Origin of the sequence: Sphingomonas sabuli (genome assembly GCF_014352855.1) — a bacterium.
Taxonomy (GTDB): Bacteria; Pseudomonadota; Alphaproteobacteria; order Sphingomonadales; family Sphingomonadaceae; genus Sphingomicrobium; species Sphingomicrobium sabuli.
This window is the reverse complement of the sequence record NZ_CP060697.1, coordinates 985,071-1,006,805: the sequence shown is the minus strand read 5'-3', so window position 1 is coordinate 1,006,805 and position 21,735 is coordinate 985,071. Positions and strand designations below refer to the sequence as shown.

At 66.1% G+C, this 21,735-nt stretch carries 19 protein-coding genes and 1 tRNA gene; 9 read left to right on the top strand and 11 right to left on the bottom strand.

The window, feature by feature from the left end; translation table 11 throughout:
• Positions 1-4: 4 nt before the first annotated feature.
• Positions 5-81: transfer RNA gene (locus tag H8M03_RS05045), tRNA-Arg, on the bottom strand.
• 98 nt (positions 82-179) lie between these two features.
• On the opposite strand from H8M03_RS05045, the gene H8M03_RS05040 reads away from it, so the two are divergent.
• A complete protein-coding gene (locus tag H8M03_RS05040; RefSeq protein WP_187480645.1) occupies positions 180-395 on the top strand; it encodes a hypothetical protein in 216 nt (71 codons plus the stop codon).
• Here the strand turns inward: H8M03_RS05040 and purQ are convergent.
• On the bottom strand, positions 392-1,057 hold the full coding sequence (gene purQ, locus H8M03_RS05035; protein ID WP_187480644.1) for a phosphoribosylformylglycinamidine synthase subunit PurQ: 666 nt from the start codon (positions 1,055-1,057) through the stop codon (positions 392-394). The genes H8M03_RS05040 and purQ overlap by 4 nt on opposite strands.
• 2 nt (positions 1,058-1,059) lie before the next feature.
• Positions 1,060-1,293: a phosphoribosylformylglycinamidine synthase subunit PurS gene (gene purS, locus H8M03_RS05030; protein ID WP_187480643.1), complete on the bottom strand. Its 234-nt coding sequence runs from the start codon at positions 1,291-1,293 to the stop codon at positions 1,060-1,062.
• A 74-nt stretch (positions 1,294-1,367) separates the two neighbouring features.
• Here purS and H8M03_RS05025 point away from each other — a divergent pair, with 74 nt between their 5' ends.
• The 5 genes from H8M03_RS05025 to H8M03_RS05005 are packed head-to-tail and all read left to right on the top strand — an operon-like array spanning position 1,368 to position 7,150.
• On the top strand, positions 1,368-1,757 hold the full coding sequence (locus tag H8M03_RS05025) for a PaaI family thioesterase (RefSeq protein WP_187480642.1): 390 nt from the start codon (positions 1,368-1,370) through the stop codon (positions 1,755-1,757).
• Between the two features lie 10 nt (positions 1,758-1,767).
• Positions 1,768-3,021 carry a dicarboxylate/amino acid:cation symporter gene (locus H8M03_RS05020; protein WP_187480641.1) on the top strand — a complete coding sequence of 418 codons (1,254 nt, stop codon included), beginning with the start codon at positions 1,768-1,770 and terminating at the stop codon, positions 3,019-3,021.
• A 39-nt stretch (positions 3,022-3,060) separates the two neighbouring features.
• Positions 3,061-4,311 carry an acyl-CoA dehydrogenase family protein gene (locus H8M03_RS05015; RefSeq protein WP_187480640.1) on the top strand — a complete coding sequence of 417 codons (1,251 nt, stop codon included), beginning with the start codon at positions 3,061-3,063 and terminating at the stop codon, positions 4,309-4,311.
• On the top strand, positions 4,308-5,069 hold the full coding sequence (locus H8M03_RS05010; protein WP_187480639.1) for an SDR family NAD(P)-dependent oxidoreductase: 762 nt from the start codon (positions 4,308-4,310) through the stop codon (positions 5,067-5,069). Before H8M03_RS05015 ends, H8M03_RS05010 begins: the two co-directional genes overlap by 4 nt.
• Before the next feature lie 56 nt (positions 5,070-5,125).
• Positions 5,126-7,150 (top strand): 3-hydroxyacyl-CoA dehydrogenase NAD-binding domain-containing protein, encoded by a 2,025-nt coding sequence (locus tag H8M03_RS05005; protein WP_187480954.1) that lies wholly within the window; start codon positions 5,126-5,128, stop codon positions 7,148-7,150.
• Here H8M03_RS05005 and H8M03_RS05000 read toward each other — a convergent pair.
• On the bottom strand, positions 7,140-8,324 hold the full coding sequence (locus H8M03_RS05000) for an MFS transporter (RefSeq protein ID WP_222931901.1): 1,185 nt from the start codon (positions 8,322-8,324) through the stop codon (positions 7,140-7,142). The two genes, H8M03_RS05005 and H8M03_RS05000, sit on opposite strands and share 11 nt — an antisense overlap.
• A gap of 85 nt (positions 8,325-8,409) precedes the next feature.
• On the opposite strand from H8M03_RS05000, the gene H8M03_RS04995 reads away from it, so the two are divergent.
• Positions 8,410-8,829: a MarR family winged helix-turn-helix transcriptional regulator gene (locus tag H8M03_RS04995; RefSeq protein ID WP_187480637.1), complete on the top strand. Its 420-nt coding sequence runs from the start codon at positions 8,410-8,412 to the stop codon at positions 8,827-8,829.
• Positions 8,830-8,912: 83 nt separating this feature from the next.
• Positions 8,913-10,739: a translational GTPase TypA gene (gene typA, locus H8M03_RS04990; RefSeq protein WP_187480636.1), complete on the top strand. Its 1,827-nt coding sequence runs from the start codon at positions 8,913-8,915 to the stop codon at positions 10,737-10,739.
• A gap of 3 nt (positions 10,740-10,742) precedes the next feature.
• On the opposite strand, the gene H8M03_RS12885 is transcribed toward typA, so the two are convergent.
• From H8M03_RS12885 to H8M03_RS04955, 7 genes are all read right to left on the bottom strand, one after another.
• Complete coding sequence (locus H8M03_RS12885) at positions 10,743-12,107, bottom strand: putative bifunctional diguanylate cyclase/phosphodiesterase (RefSeq protein ID WP_187480635.1); 1,365 nt, start codon at positions 12,105-12,107, stop codon at positions 10,743-10,745.
• Positions 12,101-12,733 (bottom strand): GAF domain-containing protein, encoded by a 633-nt coding sequence (locus tag H8M03_RS04980; RefSeq protein ID WP_187480634.1) that lies wholly within the window; start codon positions 12,731-12,733, stop codon positions 12,101-12,103. Before H8M03_RS04980 ends, H8M03_RS12885 begins: the two co-directional genes overlap by 7 nt.
• Positions 12,730-13,266, bottom strand: a complete 537-nt coding sequence (locus tag H8M03_RS04975; protein WP_187480633.1) for a heme NO-binding domain-containing protein — start codon at positions 13,264-13,266, stop codon at positions 12,730-12,732. Before H8M03_RS04975 ends, H8M03_RS04980 begins: the two co-directional genes overlap by 4 nt.
• A 134-nt stretch (positions 13,267-13,400) precedes the next feature.
• Positions 13,401-14,096, bottom strand: coding sequence for a class I SAM-dependent methyltransferase (locus tag H8M03_RS04970; RefSeq protein WP_187480632.1), 696 nt, complete (start codon positions 14,094-14,096; stop codon positions 13,401-13,403).
• On the bottom strand, positions 14,086-15,213 hold the full coding sequence (prfB, locus tag H8M03_RS04965; RefSeq protein ID WP_187480631.1) for a peptide chain release factor 2: 1,128 nt from the start codon (positions 15,211-15,213) through the stop codon (positions 14,086-14,088). The genes H8M03_RS04970 and prfB overlap by 11 nt, the downstream gene beginning before the upstream one ends.
• Positions 15,214-15,249: 36 nt before the next feature.
• A complete protein-coding gene (locus H8M03_RS04960) occupies positions 15,250-17,835 on the bottom strand; it encodes a penicillin-binding protein 1A (RefSeq protein WP_187480630.1) in 2,586 nt (861 codons plus the stop codon).
• Positions 17,836-17,931: 96 nt separating this feature from the next.
• Positions 17,932-18,783: an N-acetylmuramoyl-L-alanine amidase family protein gene (locus tag H8M03_RS04955; RefSeq protein WP_187480629.1), complete on the bottom strand. Its 852-nt coding sequence runs from the start codon at positions 18,781-18,783 to the stop codon at positions 17,932-17,934.
• A gap of 411 nt (positions 18,784-19,194) precedes the next feature.
• Here H8M03_RS04955 and H8M03_RS04950 point away from each other — a divergent pair, with 411 nt between their 5' ends.
• The gene (locus H8M03_RS04950; RefSeq protein WP_187480628.1) at positions 19,195-21,714 is read left to right on the top strand and encodes an Rne/Rng family ribonuclease; all 2,520 of its coding nucleotides are present in this window, start codon (positions 19,195-19,197) and stop codon (positions 21,712-21,714) included.
• Positions 21,715-21,735 lie beyond the last annotated feature (21 nt).

The following is a 21,735-nucleotide window of genomic DNA, read 5'->3' as shown; positions in this document are numbered from 1 at the left end:
CGGCTGGCGCGCCCGGCAGGATTCGAACCTGCGACCCCAAGCTTAGAAGGCTCGTGCTCTGTCCAACTGAGCTACGGGCGCCTGCCGAGCGATGTAAGCCAAATGTGCGGGCCACTCAAAGCGGCGTTCACTCACCGTTCAACGTTCGGGGCGAAGTTTGCGGCGATCAGGGGGATTGCATGCTGAAGCGACTGCTACTCGCATTGCTGATCGGATCGTTCGGGGTCGCTACCGTCCCGGCATCGGCGACGACCGTCGTCATCTACCAGGATCCGATGACGATGGATCGGCGCACCGTCGTGGTCGACGACAAGAAGCCCGACCGCGCTTATTGGTGCGTGCTTCCGCCCAGTTCCGTCGGTTGTCGCGAACTGCCAGTCCGCCGCGGGCGTTAGGCGACGGCTTCCAGCAGGCCTTCGAACAACCGTCTGCCGTCGGTGCCGCCATGCGCCGGTTCGATCGCCCGTTCCGGGTGCGGCATCATGCCCAGCACGTTGCCCGCATCGTTGAGGATGCCGGCGATGTTGCGCGACGACCCGTTGACCTCTTCGGCATAGCGGAAGGCAACCCGGCCTTCGCCTTCAAGGCGGTCGAGCGTGTCGGCGTCGGCCTGGAAATTACCATCGTGATGCGCGACCGGCACGCGGATCGTCTCGCCCTTTGCATAGCCACTGGTGAACAGCGTCTGGCTGTTCTCGACCGTCAGCGCGACTGGCCGCGATACGAAGTTCAGCCCGCCATTGCGCATCAGCGCGCCGGGCAGCAGGCCGGCTTCGGTCAGCACCTGGAAACCGTTGCACACGCCCAGCACCGGAACGCCGCGGTTGGCCGCGTCGACCACCGCTTTGACGATCGGCGAGCGGGCCGCCATCGCGCCGGAGCGCAGATAGTCGCCGTAGGAAAAGCCGCCCGGCAGGCCGATGAACCCGATGCCGTCAGGCAGTTCGGTTTCGCGGTGCCAGACCATCGCCGGGGCCTGGCCCGTGACCTGTTCCAGCGCCACCGCCAGGTCGCGGTCGCAGTTGGAACCGGGAAAGACGATGACGGCGGTCTTCATGGCTAGGATCCCCGTTCGATCCGGAAGTTTTCGATAACGGTATTGGCGAGTAGCTTCTTGCACATCGCCTCGATATCCGAATCGGTCGTGCTGTCGTCGACGTCGAGCTCGATCAGCTTGCCGGCGCGGACATCGTTGACCCCGGAAAAGCCGAGCCCTTCCAGCGCGTGGTGGATGGCCTTGCCCTGCGGGTCGAGGACGCCGGGTTTGAGCGTGATGAAGACGCGTGTTTTCATGGCCGCGCCTATGACGCTCCAGCGGCTGCGCGGCAAGTCTTTCGGGCCGGGATTTCCGCGCCTAGAAGCGGACGATGCGCCCGCTTCCCCCTTATGCCGAGCTGCTGCGCCTGCGATTCGAGGAGCGCGACGGCCAACCGGTGGCGGTGCTCCCGTTCCACGACGATGTCGTCGGCCGCCCGGGCTATTTGCATGGCGGTGCGATCGCCGGGCTGCTGGAATTCGCGGCCTTTGCCGCGCTTGAACAGGCGCTGGGCGACCGGCCGGTGGAAATGAAGCCGGTGACCGTGACCGTGGACTATATGCGGCCGGGCACCCAGCGCGAAACCTTTGCCGCCGCGACGGTCGAGCGGCTTGGCGCGCGCATGGCCAATGTCGAGGCCTTCGCCTGGCAGGAAAAGCGCGAGCAGCCCATCGCCAGCGCACGGGTCAACGTCTTGCTCGATCATCGCGAAGACGACTGATGGAGGTCGCATGCTGGCCAGAGTGAAGACGACGCCGCTGGCGTTGAAAATCCTGGCCGGGCTCGCACTCGGCGCCGTCGTCGGACTGGCGCTGCCCACGGCAGGAACCACGGCCTGGGGTGACGGCGTCGCCCAGGTCGCCTCGATTATCGGCAATGTCTGGCTGTCCGCGCTGCAGGTGACAATCCTGCCGCTGGTGTTCGCGCTGATCGCCACGACTTTCAGCCGCAGCCGCGGGATCGGCGCCGGCGGCCTCGTCGCCCAACGCACGGTGATCGCGGTCGCCGCCCTCTACGGCCTTGCCATTCTCAGCGGCGCGGCGCTTGCGACGGTGCTGTACGGGATTGCGCCCGTGCCCGCCGGCGTGGCGCAGGCGCTGCGAGCGATGGGCGGCGAAGTCGACGCAACCCCGTTGCCGGTCGCCGACATGATCCTGGGCATGGTGCCGAAGAACATCGTCGCGGCAATGGCCGGCCCATCGCTGTTGCCTGTGCTGATTTTTGCCTTGCTGTTCGGGGCCGCTCTCGTGCGCATCGACAAGAAGGCGCACCGCGACGCCCTCATCAACGGCCTCAACGGGCTTGCCGATGCGATGTTCGTTATCATCGGCTGGGTACTGGCGATCGCGCCGATCGGTATTTTCTTCCTCGTCATTGCGACCGCGCACCAGCATGGCACCGATCTGCTGGTCGGACTGGCCCATTATATCGGGCTGGTGGTGGTCGCGCTGATCGCCTTCGGCCTGATCCTTTACCTTGTTGCCATCCTCGTCGCCCGGCTTCCTGCCGGCCGCTTATTCCGGGCGATGCTGCCGACCCAGGCGGTGGCGTTCGGCACGCAAAGTTCGCTCGCCTCGCTGCCGCTCATCCTCAAAAGCTGCCAGGCGCTGGGCCTGCGCGAAACCACCAGCGCCATCTCAGCGCCGCTGGCGGTGACGCTGATGCGGGTCACATCACCGGTAACGCACGTCATGGTCACGACCTATGCCGCCGCAGTCTATGGCGTGCCGTTCGCCATACCCGCGATGCTTCTGGCGGGGCTGGTCGGTGCGTTGCTGGAGGTCGGATCGGTCGGCATTCCGTCGACCGCCACCTTCGTCGCCCTGCGCGCACCGGTGCTGGCCCTGTTCGGCATCCCGCTCGAAATCATTGCTATATTCCTAGTGGTCGAAACCATTCCCGACATGTTCAAGACCGTGTTCAACGTCACCGCCGACGTGACCGCGGTGGCGCTGGTCGACCGTTCCCTGCCCGACGACAGCTGAACACTGGCGCGAGCGCGCGGTTTCTGGCAGCGCGGGGCCGTGGATTTCGATCTTACCGAGCGCCAGGCCCATTTCCGCGACCGCGTCCGCGCGTTCATGGACGAACATGTCCGCCCGCGCATCGCCGACTACAAGCAGCAGCATGAAGCGGGCGACCGCTGGCAACCGATCGCGGTGATCGAGGAGCTGAAGCCAAAAGCGCGCGACGCGGGACTTTGGAACCTGTTCATGCCGCCCGCGCCGGCCGTGCCGCAGGTCGACGACAGCTTTGCGTTCGAAGGCGAGCAGCTGACCAACCTCGAATATGCGCTGTGCGCGGAGGAGATGGGGCGCATCCCCTGGGCCAGCGAGATATTCAATTGCTCCGCGCCCGACACCGGCAACATGGAAGTGCTGCACCGCTACGGTTCGCGCGCGCAGAAGGATTCGTGGCTCGCGCCGCTGATGCGCGGCGACATCCGTTCGGCCTTCCTGATGACCGAACCGGCGGTCGCTTCGTCCGACGCGACCAACATCGAATGTTCGATCGTCCGCGACGGTGACGATTACGTCATCAACGGGCGCAAATGGTGGTCGTCCGGCGCCGGGGACCCGCGCTGCAAGGTCGCGATCCTGATGGGCAAGACCGATCCGTCCGCCTCGACCCACCAGCAGCAATCGATGATCCTCATTCCGATGGACGCGGCCGGGCTGACCGTGGAGCGGGCGCTGACCGTCTATGGTTTCGACGACGCGCCGCACGGTCATATGGAAATCGCACTCGACAATGTGCGGGTGCCGGCGGGCAATTTGCTGCTCGGCGAAGGCCGAGGGTTCGAAATCGCGCAGGGGCGGCTGGGCCCGGGCCGGATCCATCATTGCATGCGGACCGTCGGCGCGGCGGAGGAAGCGCTGGAGCTGATGTGCAAGCGGCTGCAGAGCCGGGTCGCGTTCGGGAAGCGTATTTCCGGACATAGCATCTGGGAGCAGAGGGTCGCCGACGCACGCATCGAGATCGAGGCGACGCGGCTGCTGTGCCTGAAGGCCGCCGACCTGATGGACCGTTCCGGCAACAAGGCCGCGCGCGCCGAAATCGCGATGATCAAGGTCAAGGCGCCGCAAATGGCGCTGAAGGTCATCGACGACGCGGTGCAGGCCTTTGGCGGCGCCGGGGTCGGCCAGGACACGCCGCTGGCAATGAGCTGGGCGCATATCCGCACGCTGCGCCTCGCCGACGGGCCGGACGAGGTCCACAACCGCGCCATCGCCCGGATCGAGTTCGACAAGCACCGCCCGCGGGATCGCAATTGACCGGCGTTCTGGACGGCAAGGTGGCGATCGTCACCGGTGCGGCGTCGGGCATCGGCCGGGCGGCGGCACGACTGTTCCGCGACGAAGGCGCGACCGTCATCGCCGCCGATCGTAGCGAAGGGGCGGGCATCGTCCCGCTCAACGCCGGGTCGGACGACCAGGTGCAGGCACTGGTCGAGCAGACCGTCGCCGACCATGGCCGCATCGACGTCGTCTTCGCCAACGCCGGCGTCTCCGGCGGCATGGCCGGGATGTTCGAACAAAGCGCCGAAGACTGGCAGGCGATCCTGCAGACCAATTTGATCGGCCCGTTCCTGCTGACCAAATATGCCGCGCCGCACATGAAGGCCAGCGGCGGCGGAGCGATTGTCTGCACCGCCTCTGTCGCTGGCCTTCGCGCAGGTGCCGGTGGGGCAGCCTATTCCGCGTCCAAGGCGGGGCTCATAAATTTCGTCAAGGTCGCCGCCACCCAGCTGGCGGGATCGCAGGTGCGCATCAATGCCATCTGCCCGGGCCTGATCGAAACCGGCATGACGGCGCCGATCTACGAGCGCGCCCGGGCAACCGGCAGCGACGGCCGCATCGGCCAGCTCAATCCGATGAGGCGTGGCGGGGAAGCGGATGAAATCGCCGCCGTCGCCTTGTTCCTCGCTTCGCCAGCGTCCAGCTATGTCAACGGGCAAACGATTGCCGTCGATGGCGGCCTGTCCGCCTCGCACCCATTTTCATTCCAGGATTACGGCCGCACCTCGGCCTGACCAACCGGAGACCTGACGTGACCGACCCGATTTCGACCCGCAAGCATGGCGATGTGATGATCGTCGAATCCAACAATCCGCCGGTGAACGCGCTTGGCCATGCGGTGCGCAAGGGCCTGGTCGAGGCGATCGAGGCGGCGGAAGCGGACGAGGCGGTGAAGGCGGTAGTCATCGCCTGCGCCGGCCAGACCTTTTTCGCCGGCGCCGACGTGTCGGAATTCGGCACGCCAAAGGCGTTCGAGGCACCGATGCTGCCGCAGGTGGTCGACCGCATCGAAGCCTGCACCAAGCCGGTTGTAGCTGCGATCCACGGCACCGCGCTTGGCGGCGGGTTAGAGGTCGCTCTCAGCTGTCATTACCGCGTCGCCGTGCCGTCCGCGAAGCTGGGCACGCCCGAAGTGAAGCTTGGCATCCTACCCGGGGCAGGCGGGACGCAGCGGTTGCCGCGCGTCGCCGGCGTCGAAAAGGCGCTGGAAATGTGCGCCACCGGCAACCAGGTCAGCGCCAAGCAGGCCAGCGACTTCGGCCTTGTCGACCGGCTGATCGAAGGCGACCTGCTGCCCCACGCCGTGGCTTATGCCGAGGAGGTGCGCGACATCCGCCCGCTGCCCAAATCGTCGGAACGACAGGACCGGGTGGAAGGTGTAGCCGACTCCGTGTTCGACGATTTCCGCAAGGCCAATGCCCGCAAGTTCCGCGGCTTCGACGCGCCCGAAGCGAACATCCAGGCGGTCAAGGTCGCTACGCAAAAGCCGTACGGCGAAGGCGTGCTCGAAGAGCGCCGCCTGTTCATGGAGCTGATGAGCGGCAAGCAGGCCAAGGCCCAGCAATATTTCTTCTTCGCCGAACGCAAGGCGGCCAAGATCGACGACATCCCCGACGACACCCGCCCGCGCGACATCCGGCGGGTCGGCGTGATCGGCGCCGGCACCATGGGTGGCGGCATTTCGATGAACTTCCTCAGCGCCGGCATTCCGGTGACCATCGTCGAAATGAGCCAGGACGCGCTCGATCGCGGCACCGGCGTGGTGCGCAAGAATTACGAGGCCAGCGCCGCCAAGGGCCGCTTCACCGGCGAGCAGGTGCAGCAGGCGATGGGCAACCTGAACCCGACGCTCGATTTCGACGCGCTGGCCGAATGCGACCTCATCATCGAGGCGGTCTATGAAAATATGGACGTCAAGAAGGAGGTGTTCGGCCGGCTCGACAAGATCGCCAAGCAGGGCGCGATCCTGGCCTCCAACACGTCGTACCTGAACGTGAATGAGATTGCTGCCTCGACCTCCCGCCCGCAGGACGTGGTCGGACTCCACTTCTTTTCGCCGGCCAACATCATGAAGCTGCTGGAAGTGGTGCGCGGCGACAAGACCGCGCCGGACGTCCTGCTGACCGCGATGCAATTGGCCAAGCGCATTCGCAAGGTCGCGGTGGTCGCGGGCGTGTGCCACGGGTTCATCGGCAATCGCATGCTGATGCCGCGGCAGGTCGAGGCAACCAAGCTGCTGCTCGAAGGCGCGTCGCCGGAACAGGTCGACCGCGTGCACGTCGAATTCGGCATGCCGATGGGACCGTTCCAGATGGCCGACTTGGCGGGCGTCGACATCGGCTGGCACCGCGATCCGAACCGCATCGAAAACGTTCGCGACGCACTGTGCGCGATCGACCGCTGGGGTCAGAAGAAGGGCGCCGGTTTCTACGATTATGACGAGAGGCGGCAGCCCAGCCCGAGCCCCAAGGTGCAGCAGATCATCGAGGATTTCGCGGCCCAGCAGGGCGTCGAGCGGCGCGAGATCACCGACCAGGAAATCATCGAGCGCACCATCTACACGATGGTCAACGAGGGCGCGAAGATCCTCGAGGAAGGCATGGCCCAGCGCGCGTCCGACATCGACGTGGTGTGGGTCTATGGCTACGGCTGGCCGGTCTATAAGGGCGGGCCGATGTTCTGGGCCGACAATTACGAGAAGCTCGATACGATCGTTGCCGGCCTGAAGCGCAACGAGGAGCGCATGGGCGACGATGCCAGCTTCTCGCAGCTCCTGCTCGACAAGGCCGAGAAGGGCGAGAAGTTCACGCGCTAACGCGGCGCCCGGGCAACAGCGTCAACATCGTCAACGCCAGCGCCGCGACCCCGGCGCTGGCGATAAAGGTCGCGCTGGCGCCGTCACGGTCCCAGATCAGTCCGGCGCCGACGCTCGACAGCAGGGTGGCGATACCGGTCACGAAATAGAAGGCGCCAAAGCTGGTGGCGCGCAATTGCTCGGGCGCGCTGTCGGCGATCATCCGCGCGAATATCCCCTGCGTCAGGGCCATGTGCGCCCCCCACAGCAGGACGCCGACGACCAGCCCCGCAAGGCCGAAATCGGCCGCAAGCACGAGGTTGCCGGCGATCAGCACCGCGATCCCCGCGGCCAGCACCGTCTTCGGGTCGATGCGGTCGCTGATCGCGCCGGCCGGGTAAGCGAGGGCAAGAAAGCCGATGTTGAAGCCGACCAGCGCCAGCGGCGACAACGCCGGCGACAGGCCAAGGTCGAGTCCGCGGAGGACCAGGAAGCCCTCGGAAAAGCGCGCCAGCATGAACAGGAAGCCGATGCCCAGCAGCCGTTTGGTGTCGGTCGACAGTTCACGAAAGCCGCGGAAGAAGGGCGCTTTCTTGTCCACGGCGCGGTGCACCGGCGGTTCACGGATGGCGACGAGGATCAGCAAGGCGGACAGCACCGCCGGGATAGCAGCGATCCAGAAGACGGTGCGGATGTCGTTGGCCAGCAGGAACATCAGGCCGATCGCCGCCAGCGGGGCGATCAGCGCACCGACCGTGTCCAGCGCCTGGCGAAGGCCAAAGGCACGGCCACGCAATTCGGGCGGGGTTTCGTCAGCGATCATCGCGTCGCGCGGTGCGCCGCGAATGCCCTTGCCGATGCGGTCGGCGAACCGCGCCCCCATCAACAGCGGCAACCCGTTGGCCAGCGGGAACAAGGGCTTGGTCAGCGCCGACAGGCCGTAGCCCAGCAGCACCCACGGCTTGCGCCTCCGGCTGCGGTCGGACAGGCGGCCGGACACCAGTTTGCCGAACGACGCGGTCGCTTCCGCCACCCCGTCGATCGCGCCGAGCGCGACCACCGGCAGGCCCAGCGCGCCAGTGATAAAGACCGGCAACAGAGCGTGATACATCTCGCTGCTCAGGTCCATTAGCAGGCTGACGAACCCCAGCACCCACACCGTGCGGGGCAGGGAAGGGCGAGGGCGGCGGGTCACCTTTGCGCCCTTGCGCGACCCTTCGGTCGAGCGCAAGCGGCCATAACTTGACAACCGCAACGCTGTTGGTGTTGAAATATTTGCCATGCAGCAATTCAGTTCCGCCCACATCCCTGCCGCGCTTGCCACGCGCTTCACCGAAATCGCGCACAAATGGGTCGCGGACGGACCCGCTGAGCGGGCCGAGGTCGCCCGGCGCAAATTGCTAGGCGCTATCCAGCAGTTGCAGCCGGCGACCCTCAACGAGGTATCGGCGGCGCTCGAACGTGGCGCGCCCGCCGTCAGCCGGTCGGTCGATGCGCTGGTCCGCGCCGGCCTCGTCGAGCGGCGCGAAGATCCGGACAACCGCCGCCGACTGGCGCTTCGGCTGACGGCCAGCGGCCGCGAGGAGATGGCGCGCAGTCCCGCCGCCAATGCCCAGCTGCGCGGCAAGCTCGAACGGCTGGCCCATAGTGAGCTACGCGCGGTCGAACGCGCCATCGAGATCATGGAGCGGGGCATTTAAATCCCGCCCCTGCGGCCCCATGTTGCATTGCAACAACGGCGGCGATCCTGTAGGGCGCCGCTCGAAATTCTCAGGAAAAACCAATGAACCTGCGCAACGTGGCGATCATCGCCCACGTCGATCATGGCAAGACGACGCTCGTCGACCAACTGTTCCGCCAGTCGGGCACCTTCCGCGACAACCAGCGCGTGGAAGAGCGCGCGATGGATTCTAACGACCTCGAGAAAGAGCGCGGGATCACCATCCTTGCCAAGTGCACGTCGGTCGAATGGGACCATGACGGCACCACCCACCACATCAACATCGTCGACACGCCTGGCCACGCCGATTTCGGCGCCGAGGTGGAGCGTATTCTCAGCATGGTCGACGGCGTCATCCTGCTGGTCGATGCCGCCGAAGGGCCGATGCCGCAGACCAAGTTCGTCACCGGCAAGGCGCTGGCGCTGGGCCTGAAACCTATCGTCGTCGTCAACAAGATCGACCGTCCCGATGCACGGCCCGCGGAAGTGCTCGACGAGGTGTTCGAACTGTTCCTTAACCTCGAAGCCAGCGACGAACAGCTCGATTTCCCGGTGCTCTACGCGTCGGGCCGCGCCGGCTACGCGGGCAAGCAAGATACCGTTCGCGACGGCGACCTCACCCCGCTGTTCGAAACCATCGTCAGCCACGTGCCGTCGCCGGGCCTCGACACCGGCGGCGAGTTCAAGATGCTCGCCACACTGCTCGACCGCGATCCGTTCCTCGGCCGCATCCTGACCGGGCGGATCGAAAGCGGCAAGCTGACCACCAACATGGAAATCAAGGCGATCGATGTCGACGGCAATCTCGTCGAAGCCGGCCGCGCGACCAAGGTATTCGCCTTCCAGGGGCTGGAGCGCGTCCCGGTCGAGACCGCGCAGGCGGGCGACATTGTCGCCATCGCCGGCCTAATCAAGGCGACCGTGTCGAACACCATCGCCGAACCGGCGGTCAGCGAGCCGCTCCACGCTCGGCCGATCGACCCGCCGACGCTGGCGATGAATTTCTCGGTCAATGACAGCCCCTATGCCGGGCGCGACGGCGACAAGGTGCAAAGCCGCGTCATCCGCGAACGGCTGGAGCGCGAAGCCGAGGGCAATGTCGCCATTCGCGTCACCACCGCGTCGGACAACGACAGCTACGAAGTCGCCGGCCGCGGCGAATTGCAGCTTGGCGTGGTCATCGAAACACTGCGCCGCGAAGGTTTCGAACTGTCGATCAGCCGCCCGCGCGTGCTGTTCCGCGACGGCCCCGGCGGCCGCGAGGAGCCGTACGAGACCGTGGTCGTGGACGTCGACGACGAATTTTCCGGCACGGTCATCGACAAGATGGCGCTGCGCAAGGCGGAAATGACCGACATGCGCCCGTCGGGCGGCGGCAAGACCCGCCTGACCTTCAGCGCGCCGTCACGCGGCCTCATCGGCTATCACGGCGAATTCCTGTCCGACACGCGCGGCACCGGCATCATGAACCGGCTGTTCGAGAAATACGGGCCGTACAAGGGCCCGATCCAGGGCCGCCAGAATGGCGTTCTCATCTCGATGGAAAAGGGCAAGGCCGTCGCCTACGCGCTCAACGCGCTGGAAGACCGCGGCGTCCTGTTCGTGTCGCCGGGCGACGACCTTTACGAAGGCATGGTGATCGGCGAAAACGCCAAGATCCACGACCTCGAGGTCAATCCGCTCAAGTCCAAGCAGCTGACCAACTTCCGCGCCAGCGGGCCGAAGGATGAAAGCATTCGCCTGACCCCGCCGCGGCGCATGAGCCTGGAGCAGGCGATCGCCTATATCCAGGACGACGAACTGGTCGAAGTGACGCCCAAGCACATCCGCATTCGCAAGCGCTATCTCGATCCGCATGAGCGCAAGCGGCAGGCCCGCGCCGCCGCTTAGGGTTCAGGCCGCGCGCGCTCCGGCGCTGCGCTTGCGATCGAACCACTGGCCGAACGCCTGGAATTCGTTGACCGGGCGGCCGAACAAATAGCCCTGCCCAAGCTGGCAGCCCATCGCGGCCAGGATGTCGGCATGGGCGCGATTGTCGATCCCTTCGGCGACGACCTCCAGCTCCAGCCGGTTGGCCAAGTCCATGATCGTGCGCACGATCGACATGCATTTGGGCTCCTGCAGCTGGGTGACGAACGACCGGTCGATCTTAAGCGAATCGAACGGCAGCACCTGCAGGTAGCTGAGCGAGGAATAGCCGGTCCCGAAATCGTCGAGACTGGTGTGGATGCCCATCGCCCGGATTTCGGTCAGCACTTCGGCGGTCCGCTCGGGATCGATGATCGCGACGCTTTCGGTCACTTCCAGCCGCAGGCCCGCGGGGTCGGCGCACGTTTCCGCAAGGACGATGCCGAGTTGCTCGACGAAGTTGCGCTGGAGGAATTGCTGCGCGGCGATGTTGACGGAAATGAACGGCGCCTCGGCCCCGTCCTCGACGCGCCGCAGGCGGCCCAGCGCCCGGCACACTTCGCGCAGGATGGCATCGCCGATGAAGACGATCAGGCCGGTCTCCTCGGCGGCGGCGATGAAGCCTTCGGGTTCGATCACGCTCTGGTCGGGCTTGACCCATCGGGCCAGCGCTTCGAATCCGACGATCCGGTTGCCGCCGGTCATCGATACGATCGGCTGGTAATAAGGCACGAACTGGTGGGCCAGCACCGCTTCGCGCAATTCCTGTTCCAGCACGCGGCGCTTGCGGGCAGTGATCCCAAGCTCGGTGGTAAAGGCAACGGTCCGCCCCGGCCCGGCGGCCTTGGCCTCGTACATCGCCAGATCCGCATCGCGCTGCAAATGGCCGATCTCGGCATATTCCGCCGTGCCGCGAGCAACGCCGATCGACGCCGCGATCCCCATGCTCTCGCCCAGCAGCGTGATCGGCGCAGCGATGGAATCGTGGATGGCGTTCGCGAGCGCGAGCAGGTCCGACATCCGCCGCACGCCGTCGAGCAGGACGACGAACTCGTCGCCGCCCGTCCGCGCAACCAGCGTCTTGCAGTCCACGCCAGCCTTGCTCAGCTCGACCCGCCAGTGATTGGCGGTGGACACCAGCCGGTGGCCCACCTCAACCAGAAGCGCGTCGCCGACATCGTGCCCGCAGCGATCGTTGACCGCCTTGAACCCGTCTAGGTCGATTGCCAGCACGGCCAGTTGCTCCAGCTGCGCGGCATGGGCGTCGAACACCGTATGCGACCGCTCGGCCAGCATCACCCGATTGGGCAGCCCGGTCAGCGGATCGTGGCGGGTGTCATGCTTCAGCACCTCGTTGCGCTCGCGTTCGATAACCCGGCGAGCTGCTTGCCGATCTGCTCCATCAGCGCGATCAGGCTTTCGTCGCGGTGCAGGGTCCGGCGCGACAGGAATTCCATCACCGCGATCACTTCGTCGCCGGCCATCACCGGGAAGGCGCAGGCGGTGACGAAGCCGCACTTGGCGGCTAGCGCCCGGCGCTTGAACTTGCCGTCGATCCGGGCGTCGTCGATCCAGTAAGCCGTCTTGGTCGCCAGAACGATGCCGGGCACGCCGACGCCGCTGGCAAAGGCGATGCGGCGGGACGCTTCGATGAACGGTTCGATCCCGCTTTTGTCGGGCGTCCGCCATAGGTCGCACGCCTCGACCCGCGTTTGATCGTGGCTGGCCAGATAGGCGTTGGCGAAATCCCAGCCCATCTGCGAACAGATCTCGCCCAGCGCAAAGTCGAGGGCCACGCGCATGCGCGACACCGCATTGGCGCCTTCGGTGATGCGCTGCAGAAGCTCCAGCCGCTGGCGACTTTCGTACAGGTCGCGAAGGCCTTTTTCCGCGATCGCCTCGGCTTCGAAGCGCGCCGCGCGCTCGCGCGCCAGCTGGCGCTCAAGCCGGCGATAGCGGTCGTCGGAGTCGCTCATGACCAGCGTACCGCAAGCGTGCAGGACGGGGCGCCGTGGTGCATGCAGGCCAGGTGCTCGATCTCCGCCGTCTCGCCGAAATGGTCGGACGCACCCTCAATGAACCCGTGCGCCAGCTTGCACAGCCCGCGCGGCGATTGATAGCCGACCAGCAGACGCCCGTCTTCATCGTCGCGGAAATGGAAATGGGGACATCCGGCGCCCGAATAGAGCTTGCGCACTTCGGGATGGATGATGTCGTTAACGCTCAGCACGAAACTGCGGGTGCTGTCGTGGCCGACGAAAAATTCGCTGTAGCGATCGGCCAGCCGGGGCATCGCGGCGCGGCCGAACGATTGCAGCACCGCGTCGGGCGTGCTGCCCAGCCGGTCGGCGGCCGTTATCACCAACGCGTTCACTTCCTCATCGGGATAGCTACCCAGCGAGGTGTAGATGCCCGAGACGCCGGCGGCATCGACAAGGTCCATCCACGCATCCGCGCCGTGCGACTGCGTGATTACATCCTCCAGCAGATTGAAGACGATGCCCTTCAACTGTTTTCACCGCAGCCAGCTGTTGTCATTACTTATGTTAATATGTTCGGAGCATCTCAACGCTGCAGTTTATAAATAGTAACGGTTTGCGCCGTTGTGTAATCTGGCAGACTGAAAAACTTGAATTTTTCGGCTTATTGGACCCGGCAGGGCTTGATCTGGGCCGGTTCGGGCCGCGGCCGGGATGCTTCGAAGGCGGCAAGGTAATTCTGTCCGCTGACCGGGCGGATCAGGCGCAGGTCCAGACCGACCGCCGCGAATTCGCAGCGCAGCAGGTCGGGCGGCGTGCCGTGGCGCTGGGTCGGCCGGCTGGCGTCGACAACGATGATCCGTCCGCCCGGCTTGAGCGATTCCCGAAGGTGCCACAGGAAGGCGTAGGGCGAGCCGACCTCATGGTACATGTGGACCAGAAACACCCGGTCCAGCGACCCGCGCGGCAGGCCGGGATTGTCCGGACGGCCCAGCGACACCGCCACGTTCTCCAGATTTTCGCGCTGGATGCGGTCGGCCAGGCGCTCCTTCACCTCCGGTACGATGTCTTCGGCCAGGACCCGCCCGCGCCGCCCGACCACGGGGGACAGCCGCACGGCATAATAGCCTTCGCCCGCGCCGACGTCGGCAACCCACATGCCCGGCTTCACGCCGGCAAGCTCGACGACCCGGTTAAACTCATCCATCCGGTCGCGCGCGTCCTCGGTGGAAAAGCTGTCGCCGACGATCGTCGCGACCGGGCGGTCGGCTTCGGGAAAGGTCTGCTGGTCCGATTTGGCGGTACAGGCGGCGAGCGCGAGGGCTGCCGCCAGCGAAAAGCGACTGCGCCTAGTCGACATCCTCGACCTCGACGGTCTCGCCGGTCACCCGCTGCGACAGGGCCGCGGCCATGAAGCGGTCGAGGTCGCCGTCAAGTACGTCGCCGGGCGCGGTCGATGTGACGCCCGTGCGCAGGTCTTTCACCAGCTGATAGGGCTGCAGCACGTAGCTGCGGATCTGATGGCCCCAGCCGATGTCGGTCTTGGCGGCATTGGCGGCATTGGCCTCCGCTTCGCGCTTTTGCAGCTCGGCTTCGTACAGCCGCGCCTTCAGCTGTTTCATCGCCGAGGCGCGATTCTTGTGCTGCGACCGCTCGTTCTGGCAGGCGACGACGATCCCGGTAGGGACGTGGGTGATGCGCACCGCACTGTCGGTGGTGTTGACGTGCTGCCCACCCGCGCCGGATGCGCGATAGGTGTCGATGCGCAGGTCGCTTTCGTTGACCTCGATCTCGATGTCATCGTCGACCTCGGGATAGACCCAGACGCTGGAAAAGCTGGTGTGGCGGCGCGCATTGGCGTCGTAGGGGCTGATCCGGACCAGCCGGTGAACGCCGCTTTCGGTCTTCAGATTGCCATAGGCGTTCTCGCCTTTGACCAGAATGGTCGCCGACTTGATGCCCGCCTGCTCGCCCGAATGGTGGTCGATCATCTCGACCTTGTTGCCGTGCCGCTCGCCCCAGCGGGAATACATGCGCAACAGCATTTCCGCCCAGTCCTGGCTTTCGGTCCCGCCGGCCCCGGCGTTGACTTCGACATAAGCATTATTGGCGTCGGCTTCGCCGGCCAGCAGCGCAGCGACCTTGTCGCGCTCCGCCCGCTCGGCAAGGTCGGCCAGGCTCTTCACGGCATCGTCGACAAGGGCGTTATCGCCTTCGCCGTCGGCCATTTCCATCAGCTCGACGATGTCCGCCAGTTCGCGCTCGATCGACCGGGTCGCGCCGATCGCCTCGTCCAGCCGGCGGCGTTCGCGCATGACGTCCTGCGCCGCCTTGGGATCGTCCCACAGCGTCGGGTCCTCGACCTTGGCGTTCAACTCCTCGAGCCGTCGCTGGGCGCGGTCCCAATCAAGGAACCGGCGCAACAGCTCGGTCGCGGCGTTGATCTGGTCGACATGGGCTTGCGCTTCTGCGCGCATTTCAAATCGTCTTTCGTCTGCTGTGCCGGCCGCCGGTTACAGCGGCGCGGTGGTGTTCTGGGCGGGCGCGGGCTGCGGCTGCGGCGCGGGCAGCGGCCGCATCCATGCGGGCTGGTCGGCGCTGGCTGCCGGGGCTTGCTGGCGCCTGACCGCGGCCGGACGGCGCCGGCGCTGCTGGGCGGTCTGCTGGGCAGCGACTTCGGCGACATCCTCGCCACGGCGGTGGCGGAAGCTGCGGCGCGGCTCGGTCTGCGGCTGGAAGGCTTCCCAGATGACCTGGCTCTTGGGATCGACGGTGGTCGGGAAGGTGCCGAACACGCGCCGTCCGCTGCCTCGGTCGACCCGCACCCAGCGGATCCCGGCCGGTGCGACGAACGGTGTCTTCGGATAATCCTTCAACGACGCCTTGGCCCATTGCTTGAAGATCGGCGCGGCAACCCGGCCGCCCTGTGCCCAACCGCCCAGCGGGCGAGGCTGGTCGTAGCCAAGGTAGACGCCGGCCACCACATCGGGCGTGCCGCCGACGAACCACACGTTGGTCGGTCCGCTGGTCGTACCGGTCTTGCCGAACATCGGCCGGTCGAGGTCGCGCAGCACGGTCGCGGTGCCGCGTTCAACCACGCCTTCAAGGATGTGGACCATCTGGAATGCGGCCATCGGATCGAGCAATTGCTTGGTCCGTACCGGCGGCCGCGGCATCGCCTTGCCGTCCCAATCGGGCGCGTTGCAGGTCTGCATGACCTCGCAACGGTTGTCGGTGCGATAGATGACCTTGCCGTTACGGTCCTGGACATAGTCGATCATCGTCGGGTTCACCGACCGGCCCTGGTTGGCGAGGATGGCATAAGCATTGACCAGCCGGGCCACCGTCGTGTCGCCGGCGCCAAGCGCGATCGACAGGTAATTGGGATAGTCGCCGACGCCGAGCTTGCGCGCAGTGTCCGTCACCTTGGCCATGCCGACCTCTGACGCTGCGCGGATGGTCATCAGGTTGCGCGACTGTTCGACGCCCCAGCGCATCGTCTTCGGCCCCGAATAGCGATGGTCGAAGTTGGTGAAACACTTGTTGCCCAGGCCCGCGCCCTGCCACACGCAGAAGGGCGCATCGACGACGATCGACGCCGGGGTCATGCCGTTTTCGAGCGCGGTTTCGTAGACGATCGGCTTGAACGAGGAGCCCGGCTGGCGAAGCGCCTGCGTCGCCCGGTTGTAGGACGAGCCGATGACGTCGAAGCCGCCTTGCATGGCGAGGATTCGGCCGGTGTGCACTTCTTCCGCCAGGAAGCCGCCGCCGATCTCGGGGATGGAGCGCAGCGCATAGCTGCCGTTGCCCTGGTCCTTGACGACGATGATCATGCCGGGACGGAAATTGCTGAATGCGCTGCCACCGCCGCCGCGCTTGGGCACCGACGCGGCCGAAGCGGAAATCGTGCCCTTGTCGCCGTTGGCGAAGCCGATTTCCGCCGACCCGCCATCCTTGGACAGGATGACCGCCTTCCTCCAGTCGGGAAAGCCGGTGCCGATGGGCGTGCGGTCGAGAAGGCCGGCCCAGTCGCCGTCGATCTCGATGCTCTTGCCAAGGTCGCGCCAGCCGCGATTGCCGTCGAAACTGGCAAGCCCTTCGCGAAGCGCTTCCGCGGCGGCGTCCTGCATGACCGGCACGACCGAGGTGCGCACCCACAGGCCGCCGGCATAGACGCTGTTGGCGCCGTCCTCGGCAGTCTCGCCGAAACGCTTGAGGAGGTCGCGGCGGACCTCTTCCATGAAATAGCCGCCCATGTCGCGGAAATGCTCGCCGCCGCCGTAGCGGATGGTGCCCAGCGGGGTGGACGCGGCCGCGCGCCATTGCGCTTCCGTGATGTAGCCGTTGCCGTGCATCTCGCTCAGAACGTAATTGCGGCGGTCGAGCGCGCGCTGCGTCTGGCGGACGGGGTCATAGTTGGACGGCGCCTTGGGCAGCACGGCAAGATAGGCGGCTTCGGACAGAGTCAGGTCGTCGACGTCCTTGTCGAAATAGGCGCGCGACGCGGCCTGGACCCCATAGGCGTTGCGGCCAAGGAAGCTCTGGTTGAGGTACAGTTCGAGGATCTGTTCCTTGGACAAGGTGGATTCGAGCCGGAAGGCGAGGATCGCCTCGCGGATCTTGCGGCCGATATTGTAGCTGCTGTCCTGCAACAGGCTCTTGGCGACCTGCTGCGTGATGGTCGAACCGCCGCGGGCGCGGCCGCCGCCGGTAACGGTCTTCAGCGCATAATCGCCGACCGCGCCGACGAGGCCGGCATAATCGATGCCGCCGTGGCGGAAAAAGGTCTTGTCCTCGGCGGAGATGAAGGCCTGCACCACCACCGGCGGGAACTCGTCGTAGGCAAGATTGACGCGCCGTTCGCGGGCGAAGTTCTGCACCGGATTGCCGTCATGGTCGCGAACCTTGCTCGGCAACGGAGGCTGGTAGGCAAGCAGCGTGTCCGCCGACGGCAGGCCGGTCGCGAAATAAAGCCATACGGCGGCGAACAAGGCAAATAGCGCCGCGCCGACGATGCTGATGAGCTTGACCCCGCGGCGGGCGAAGAACGGGTCGATGCGGTCGTGCACCCGCTGGTTGAAGGTGACGAGGTCGGGCATCGGAACGCGCGGGAGCGGGAGACTGTCGGACTTCATGGCTTTAAGGATCGTGTAGTCGCTCGGCCTCGTTGCGGGAAGCGCCAATGGCGCAGTGGGTTAGCGCAATGCCCGAGCGGCCATATCGGCTTCGATGGAAGAGGCAAGCGCCGCGACGATCCGCGCGCGCTGCTCGGGCGACCGCAGCAACGCTTCGTCGTCGACGTTGCTGATATAGCCCGCTTCGAACAGCACGGCGGGCACGCCGGCGCTGCGCAGGACGTGGAAATCGGCAAAGCGGTGCGGTTGCGGGCGAAGCGCGACGCGGCCGGTCGAATGGCGCACCAGCCGTTCGGCAAAGTCGGCGGACGCGGACATGCGGCTGCGCAGCACGAGGTCGGACAGGATTGCGCGGACCGATCCGTCCGACCCGGCGGAGCGGCCGAGCGCGCGATTTTCCGATCGGGCCAGGCGCGCCGCTTCGGCATCGGATGCGACATCGGACAAGGAGTAGATGCTGGCTCCGCGCGCCAGCGGATTGGGCGCGCTGTCCATGTGCAGCGATACATAGAGGCTCGCCCCGACGCGGCGGGCAAGGGCCGAGCGCTGCTCAAGTGTCAAATAGCGGTCGTCTTCGCGGGTCAGCGCGATGCGCACCCGGCCGCGCTTGGCCAGCGCATCGCGCAGCTCGCGCGCGAATTCCAGGGTCAGCGCTTTTTCGCTGACGTCGCCGGACACCGCGCTGGCGCCGGGGTCGCGGCCGCCATGGCCGGGGTCGATCAGCACTAGCGGCCGGCCCGGCACGCGCGCTTCGATAATCTTCAGCCCGACGTGCGGGGAGGGCAGGGGCACGGTGACGCTCGGCGCGCTGTCGCCGACGCCGCCGGCGAAGGCCGACGTGCCAAGGGCAAGCAGGGCCGTCGCGGCAACGGCAAATATGCCGCCGCCGACCATCAGCCGCTGTCTGTTCACCCCCGCTGGCATCCACTCTCCGAAACTGCCGGTAATCGGCTGTTTATCACGAATTCATGGTTAACAGCTACTTACCGCTCGTCGCGCGACGATGAAGGCAAGTTTGTTGCGGACACGGCTGGGCGATGCTAACCGACATTACCCCGGCTTCCTGCCGAGGGACCGCCGCACGCCCCGTAACGGGAAGCGGCCCAACAGGTTGATGCTGTATGACGCCACTAAACACCACTCGCGCGCTCCTGTCCGAGCAGCGAGAAGGTGTTCCCGCACCTGTCGCGGGTCTGGCGCGCGCAGCAGACACGACATCACCTTCATCTGCCAGCACCAGCGACCGACACCCGCCCGGGCTGGCCCAGTCAAAGGCGCGCCGGCCGGCTTCGATGCCGCGCGGCCGCTCCCGGAGAATATTCAATGTCCATGCGCATGCTGATCGATGCGCGCCACCCGGAGGAAACCCGGGTCGCCGTCGTCAAGGGAAGCCGGATCGAGGAGTTTGATTTCGAATCCGCCGAGCACAAGCAGCTCAAAGGGAATATCTATCTAGCCAAGGTTACTCGCGTCGAACCGTCGCTCCAGGCGGCGTTCGTCGACTATGGCGGCAATCGCCACGGTTTCCTGGCGTTCAGCGAAATCCACCCGGATTATTACCAGATTCCGAAGGCGGACCGCGACGCGCTGCTGAAGGAAGAAGCCGAGGCCGCAGCCGAGGAAGAGCGCCTGCGCAACGGCGGCGACGATTATCACGACCATGACAATGATCATGGCGACGAGGGCGAGGACGGCGAAGGCGGCGACGAATCCGTCGAGGCCGGCACCGGATCGCACCGCTCGCCGGTCGACGAATCGGCTGCCGACGAGCTGCGCCAGAAGCGCCAGAACCTGCGCCGCCGCTACAAGATCCAGGACGTCGTCCAGCGCCGCCAGGTACTGCTGGTTCAGGTGGTCAAGGAAGAACGCGGCAACAAGGGCGCCGCGCTGACCACCTATCTGAGCCTGGCCGGCCGCTATTGCGTGCTGATGCCCAACACGTCGCATGGCGGCGGCATCAGCCGGAAGATTTCCAACGGCGCCGACCGCAAGCGGTTGAAGTCGATCATGGCCGACCTCAACCTGCCGTCGACCATGGGGCTGATCGTCCGCACCGCCGGGCTGTCGCGCACCAAGACCGAGATCAAGCGCGATTTCGATTATCTTGCCCGCCTGTGGGACGAGATCCGCGAAAAGACGCTCAAGAGCACGGCCCCGGCGCTGATCTATCGCGACAGCGACCTGATCAAGCGGGCCATCCGCGACCTGTACAATCGCGATATCGACGAAGTGATCGTTGAAGGCGACGACGGTTACAAGGCCGCGCGCGGCTTCATGAAATTGCTCATGCCCAGCCACGTTAAGCGGGTTCAGCAGCATACCGAATCCACGCCCTTGTTCCAGCGGTCGGGGGTCGAGGACCAATTGTCCGGCATGTACCAGCCGGTGGTCCAGCTGAAATCCGGCGGCTATCTGGTCATCAATCCCACCGAAGCCCTGGTGTCGATCGACATCAACTCCGGCCGGTCGACGCGCGAGCATAATATCGAGCAGACCGCGTTTGCGACCAACCTCGAAGCGGCGGCCGAAATCGCCCGCCAGCTGCGCCTGCGCGACATGGCGGGCCTCGTCGTCATCGACTTCATCGACATGGAACAGAACAGCCATGTCCGCAAAGTCGAAAAGGCGATGAAGGACGCGCTCAAGAACGACCGCGCGCGCATCCAGGTCGGCCGCATTTCCAGCTTCGGGCTGATGGAAATGAGCCGCCAGCGGCTGCGGACCGGCGTACTCGAAGCGTCGACCAAGCCGTGCCCGCATTGCGAAGGCACCGGACTGATGCGTACGGCATCCTCCGCCGGCCTGTCGGCGCTGCGCATCGTCGAGGACGAAGCTGCGCGGGGCAAGGGCGAGCGGATCCTGCTGCGCGCCGGTCGCGACGCGGCGGTATACGTGCTCAACAAAAAGAGGTCGGAACTGGCGGAAATCGAGGCGCGCTATGGTGTGTCGATCGAAATCGTCATCGACGAGAGCTTCGAAGGCGCCAAGATGGCGGTCGAAAGCTCCGGGCCCAAACCGGTCCCGATGCAGCGCACCCAGCCGGTGCAATATTCGCCCGATGAGGACGAGGACGAGCTGGACGCCGCGCTGGTCGGTGCCGACGACGACGATGAGGATGAAGAGGACGAGGACGAGGAGGACCGCCGCGACGAGCGCGGCGAGTCTCGCGAGTCCCGCGAATCCCGTGAATCCGACGAACGTGGCGGACGCCGCCGCCGTCGCCGGCGGCGCGGCGGACGCGGCCGTCGCCGCGGCGGTGGCGAAAATGGCAGCGGCGGCGAGGAATCGTCCGACGAGGCCGGTTCCGAGGACCGGAGCGTTCAGGATGAGCAATCCGATCAGGCAGACCAGCCGGAAACCCGCGATGGTGACGAAGCCGAGGGCGAAAAGAAGCCGCGTTCGCGCCGCAGCCGGGGCCGTGGCCGCGGCCGGGGCCGGTCGGAAGAGGCGGCGGAAGCGAACGACGGCGACCAGTCTATCGTCGACTCGGCCAGTTCGCCGATGATCGACACACCGGTCGACGCGGAAGCGCCGATCGCCGAGACCGAGGCCGCGCCGGAAGAGAAGCCCAAGCCAAAGCGCAGCCGCGCCAAGGCCAAGCCCAAGGCCGAAGCGGAAGAGCCGGCGCCGCCCGAAGCGCCGCCCCCCGAAACCGACGGCGATGCGGGGCAGAAGGCCAAGGCCAAGCCGCGCAAGCGCAGCACCAAGGCCAAGGCGGCCGAGGAGGCCCCGGATACGTCCGAACCCGCCCCAGTGCCCAATGCGGACAACGACCCCAACGGCGGCGATCCTGACGAGCCGGGCGAACCGCGCCGCGGATGGTGGCAGCGCACCTTCGGCTGATGCTCGCGGCCACACGGCGCG

What these genes read in the sequence shown, in the direction of transcription:
- H8M03_RS04970 (WP_187480632.1), bottom strand. Translation starts at nt 14,096, where the DNA reads ATGTCGACTAGGCGCAGTCGCTTTTCGCTGGCGGCAGCCCTCGCGCTC.
- H8M03_RS04995 (WP_187480637.1), top strand. Translation starts at nt 8,410, where the DNA reads ATGCAGCAATTCAGTTCCGCCCACATCCCTGCCGCGCTTGCCACGCGC.
- typA (WP_187480636.1), top strand. Translation starts at nt 8,913, where the DNA reads ATGAACCTGCGCAACGTGGCGATCATCGCCCACGTCGATCATGGCAAG.
- purQ (WP_187480644.1), bottom strand. Translation starts at nt 1,057, where the DNA reads ATGAAGACCGCCGTCATCGTCTTTCCCGGTTCCAACTGCGACCGCGAC.
- H8M03_RS04960 (WP_187480630.1), bottom strand. Translation starts at nt 17,835, where the DNA reads ATGCCCGACCTCGTCACCTTCAACCAGCGGGTGCACGACCGCATCGAC.
- H8M03_RS04950 (WP_187480628.1), top strand. Translation starts at nt 19,195, where the DNA reads ATGTCCATGCGCATGCTGATCGATGCGCGCCACCCGGAGGAAACCCGG.
- H8M03_RS04980 (WP_187480634.1), bottom strand. Translation starts at nt 12,733, where the DNA reads ATGAGCGACTCCGACGACCGCTATCGCCGGCTTGAGCGCCAGCTGGCG.
- H8M03_RS05025 (WP_187480642.1), top strand. Translation starts at nt 1,368, where the DNA reads ATGCGCCCGCTTCCCCCTTATGCCGAGCTGCTGCGCCTGCGATTCGAG.
- H8M03_RS05020 (WP_187480641.1), top strand. Translation starts at nt 1,768, where the DNA reads ATGCTGGCCAGAGTGAAGACGACGCCGCTGGCGTTGAAAATCCTGGCC.
- purS (WP_187480643.1), bottom strand. Translation starts at nt 1,293, where the DNA reads ATGAAAACACGCGTCTTCATCACGCTCAAACCCGGCGTCCTCGACCCG.
- prfB (WP_187480631.1), bottom strand. Translation starts at nt 15,213, where the DNA reads ATGCGCGCAGAAGCGCAAGCCCATGTCGACCAGATCAACGCCGCGACC.
- H8M03_RS05040 (WP_187480645.1), top strand. Translation starts at nt 180, where the DNA reads ATGCTGAAGCGACTGCTACTCGCATTGCTGATCGGATCGTTCGGGGTC.
- H8M03_RS05005 (WP_187480954.1), top strand. Translation starts at nt 5,126, where the DNA reads ATGATCGTCGAATCCAACAATCCGCCGGTGAACGCGCTTGGCCATGCG.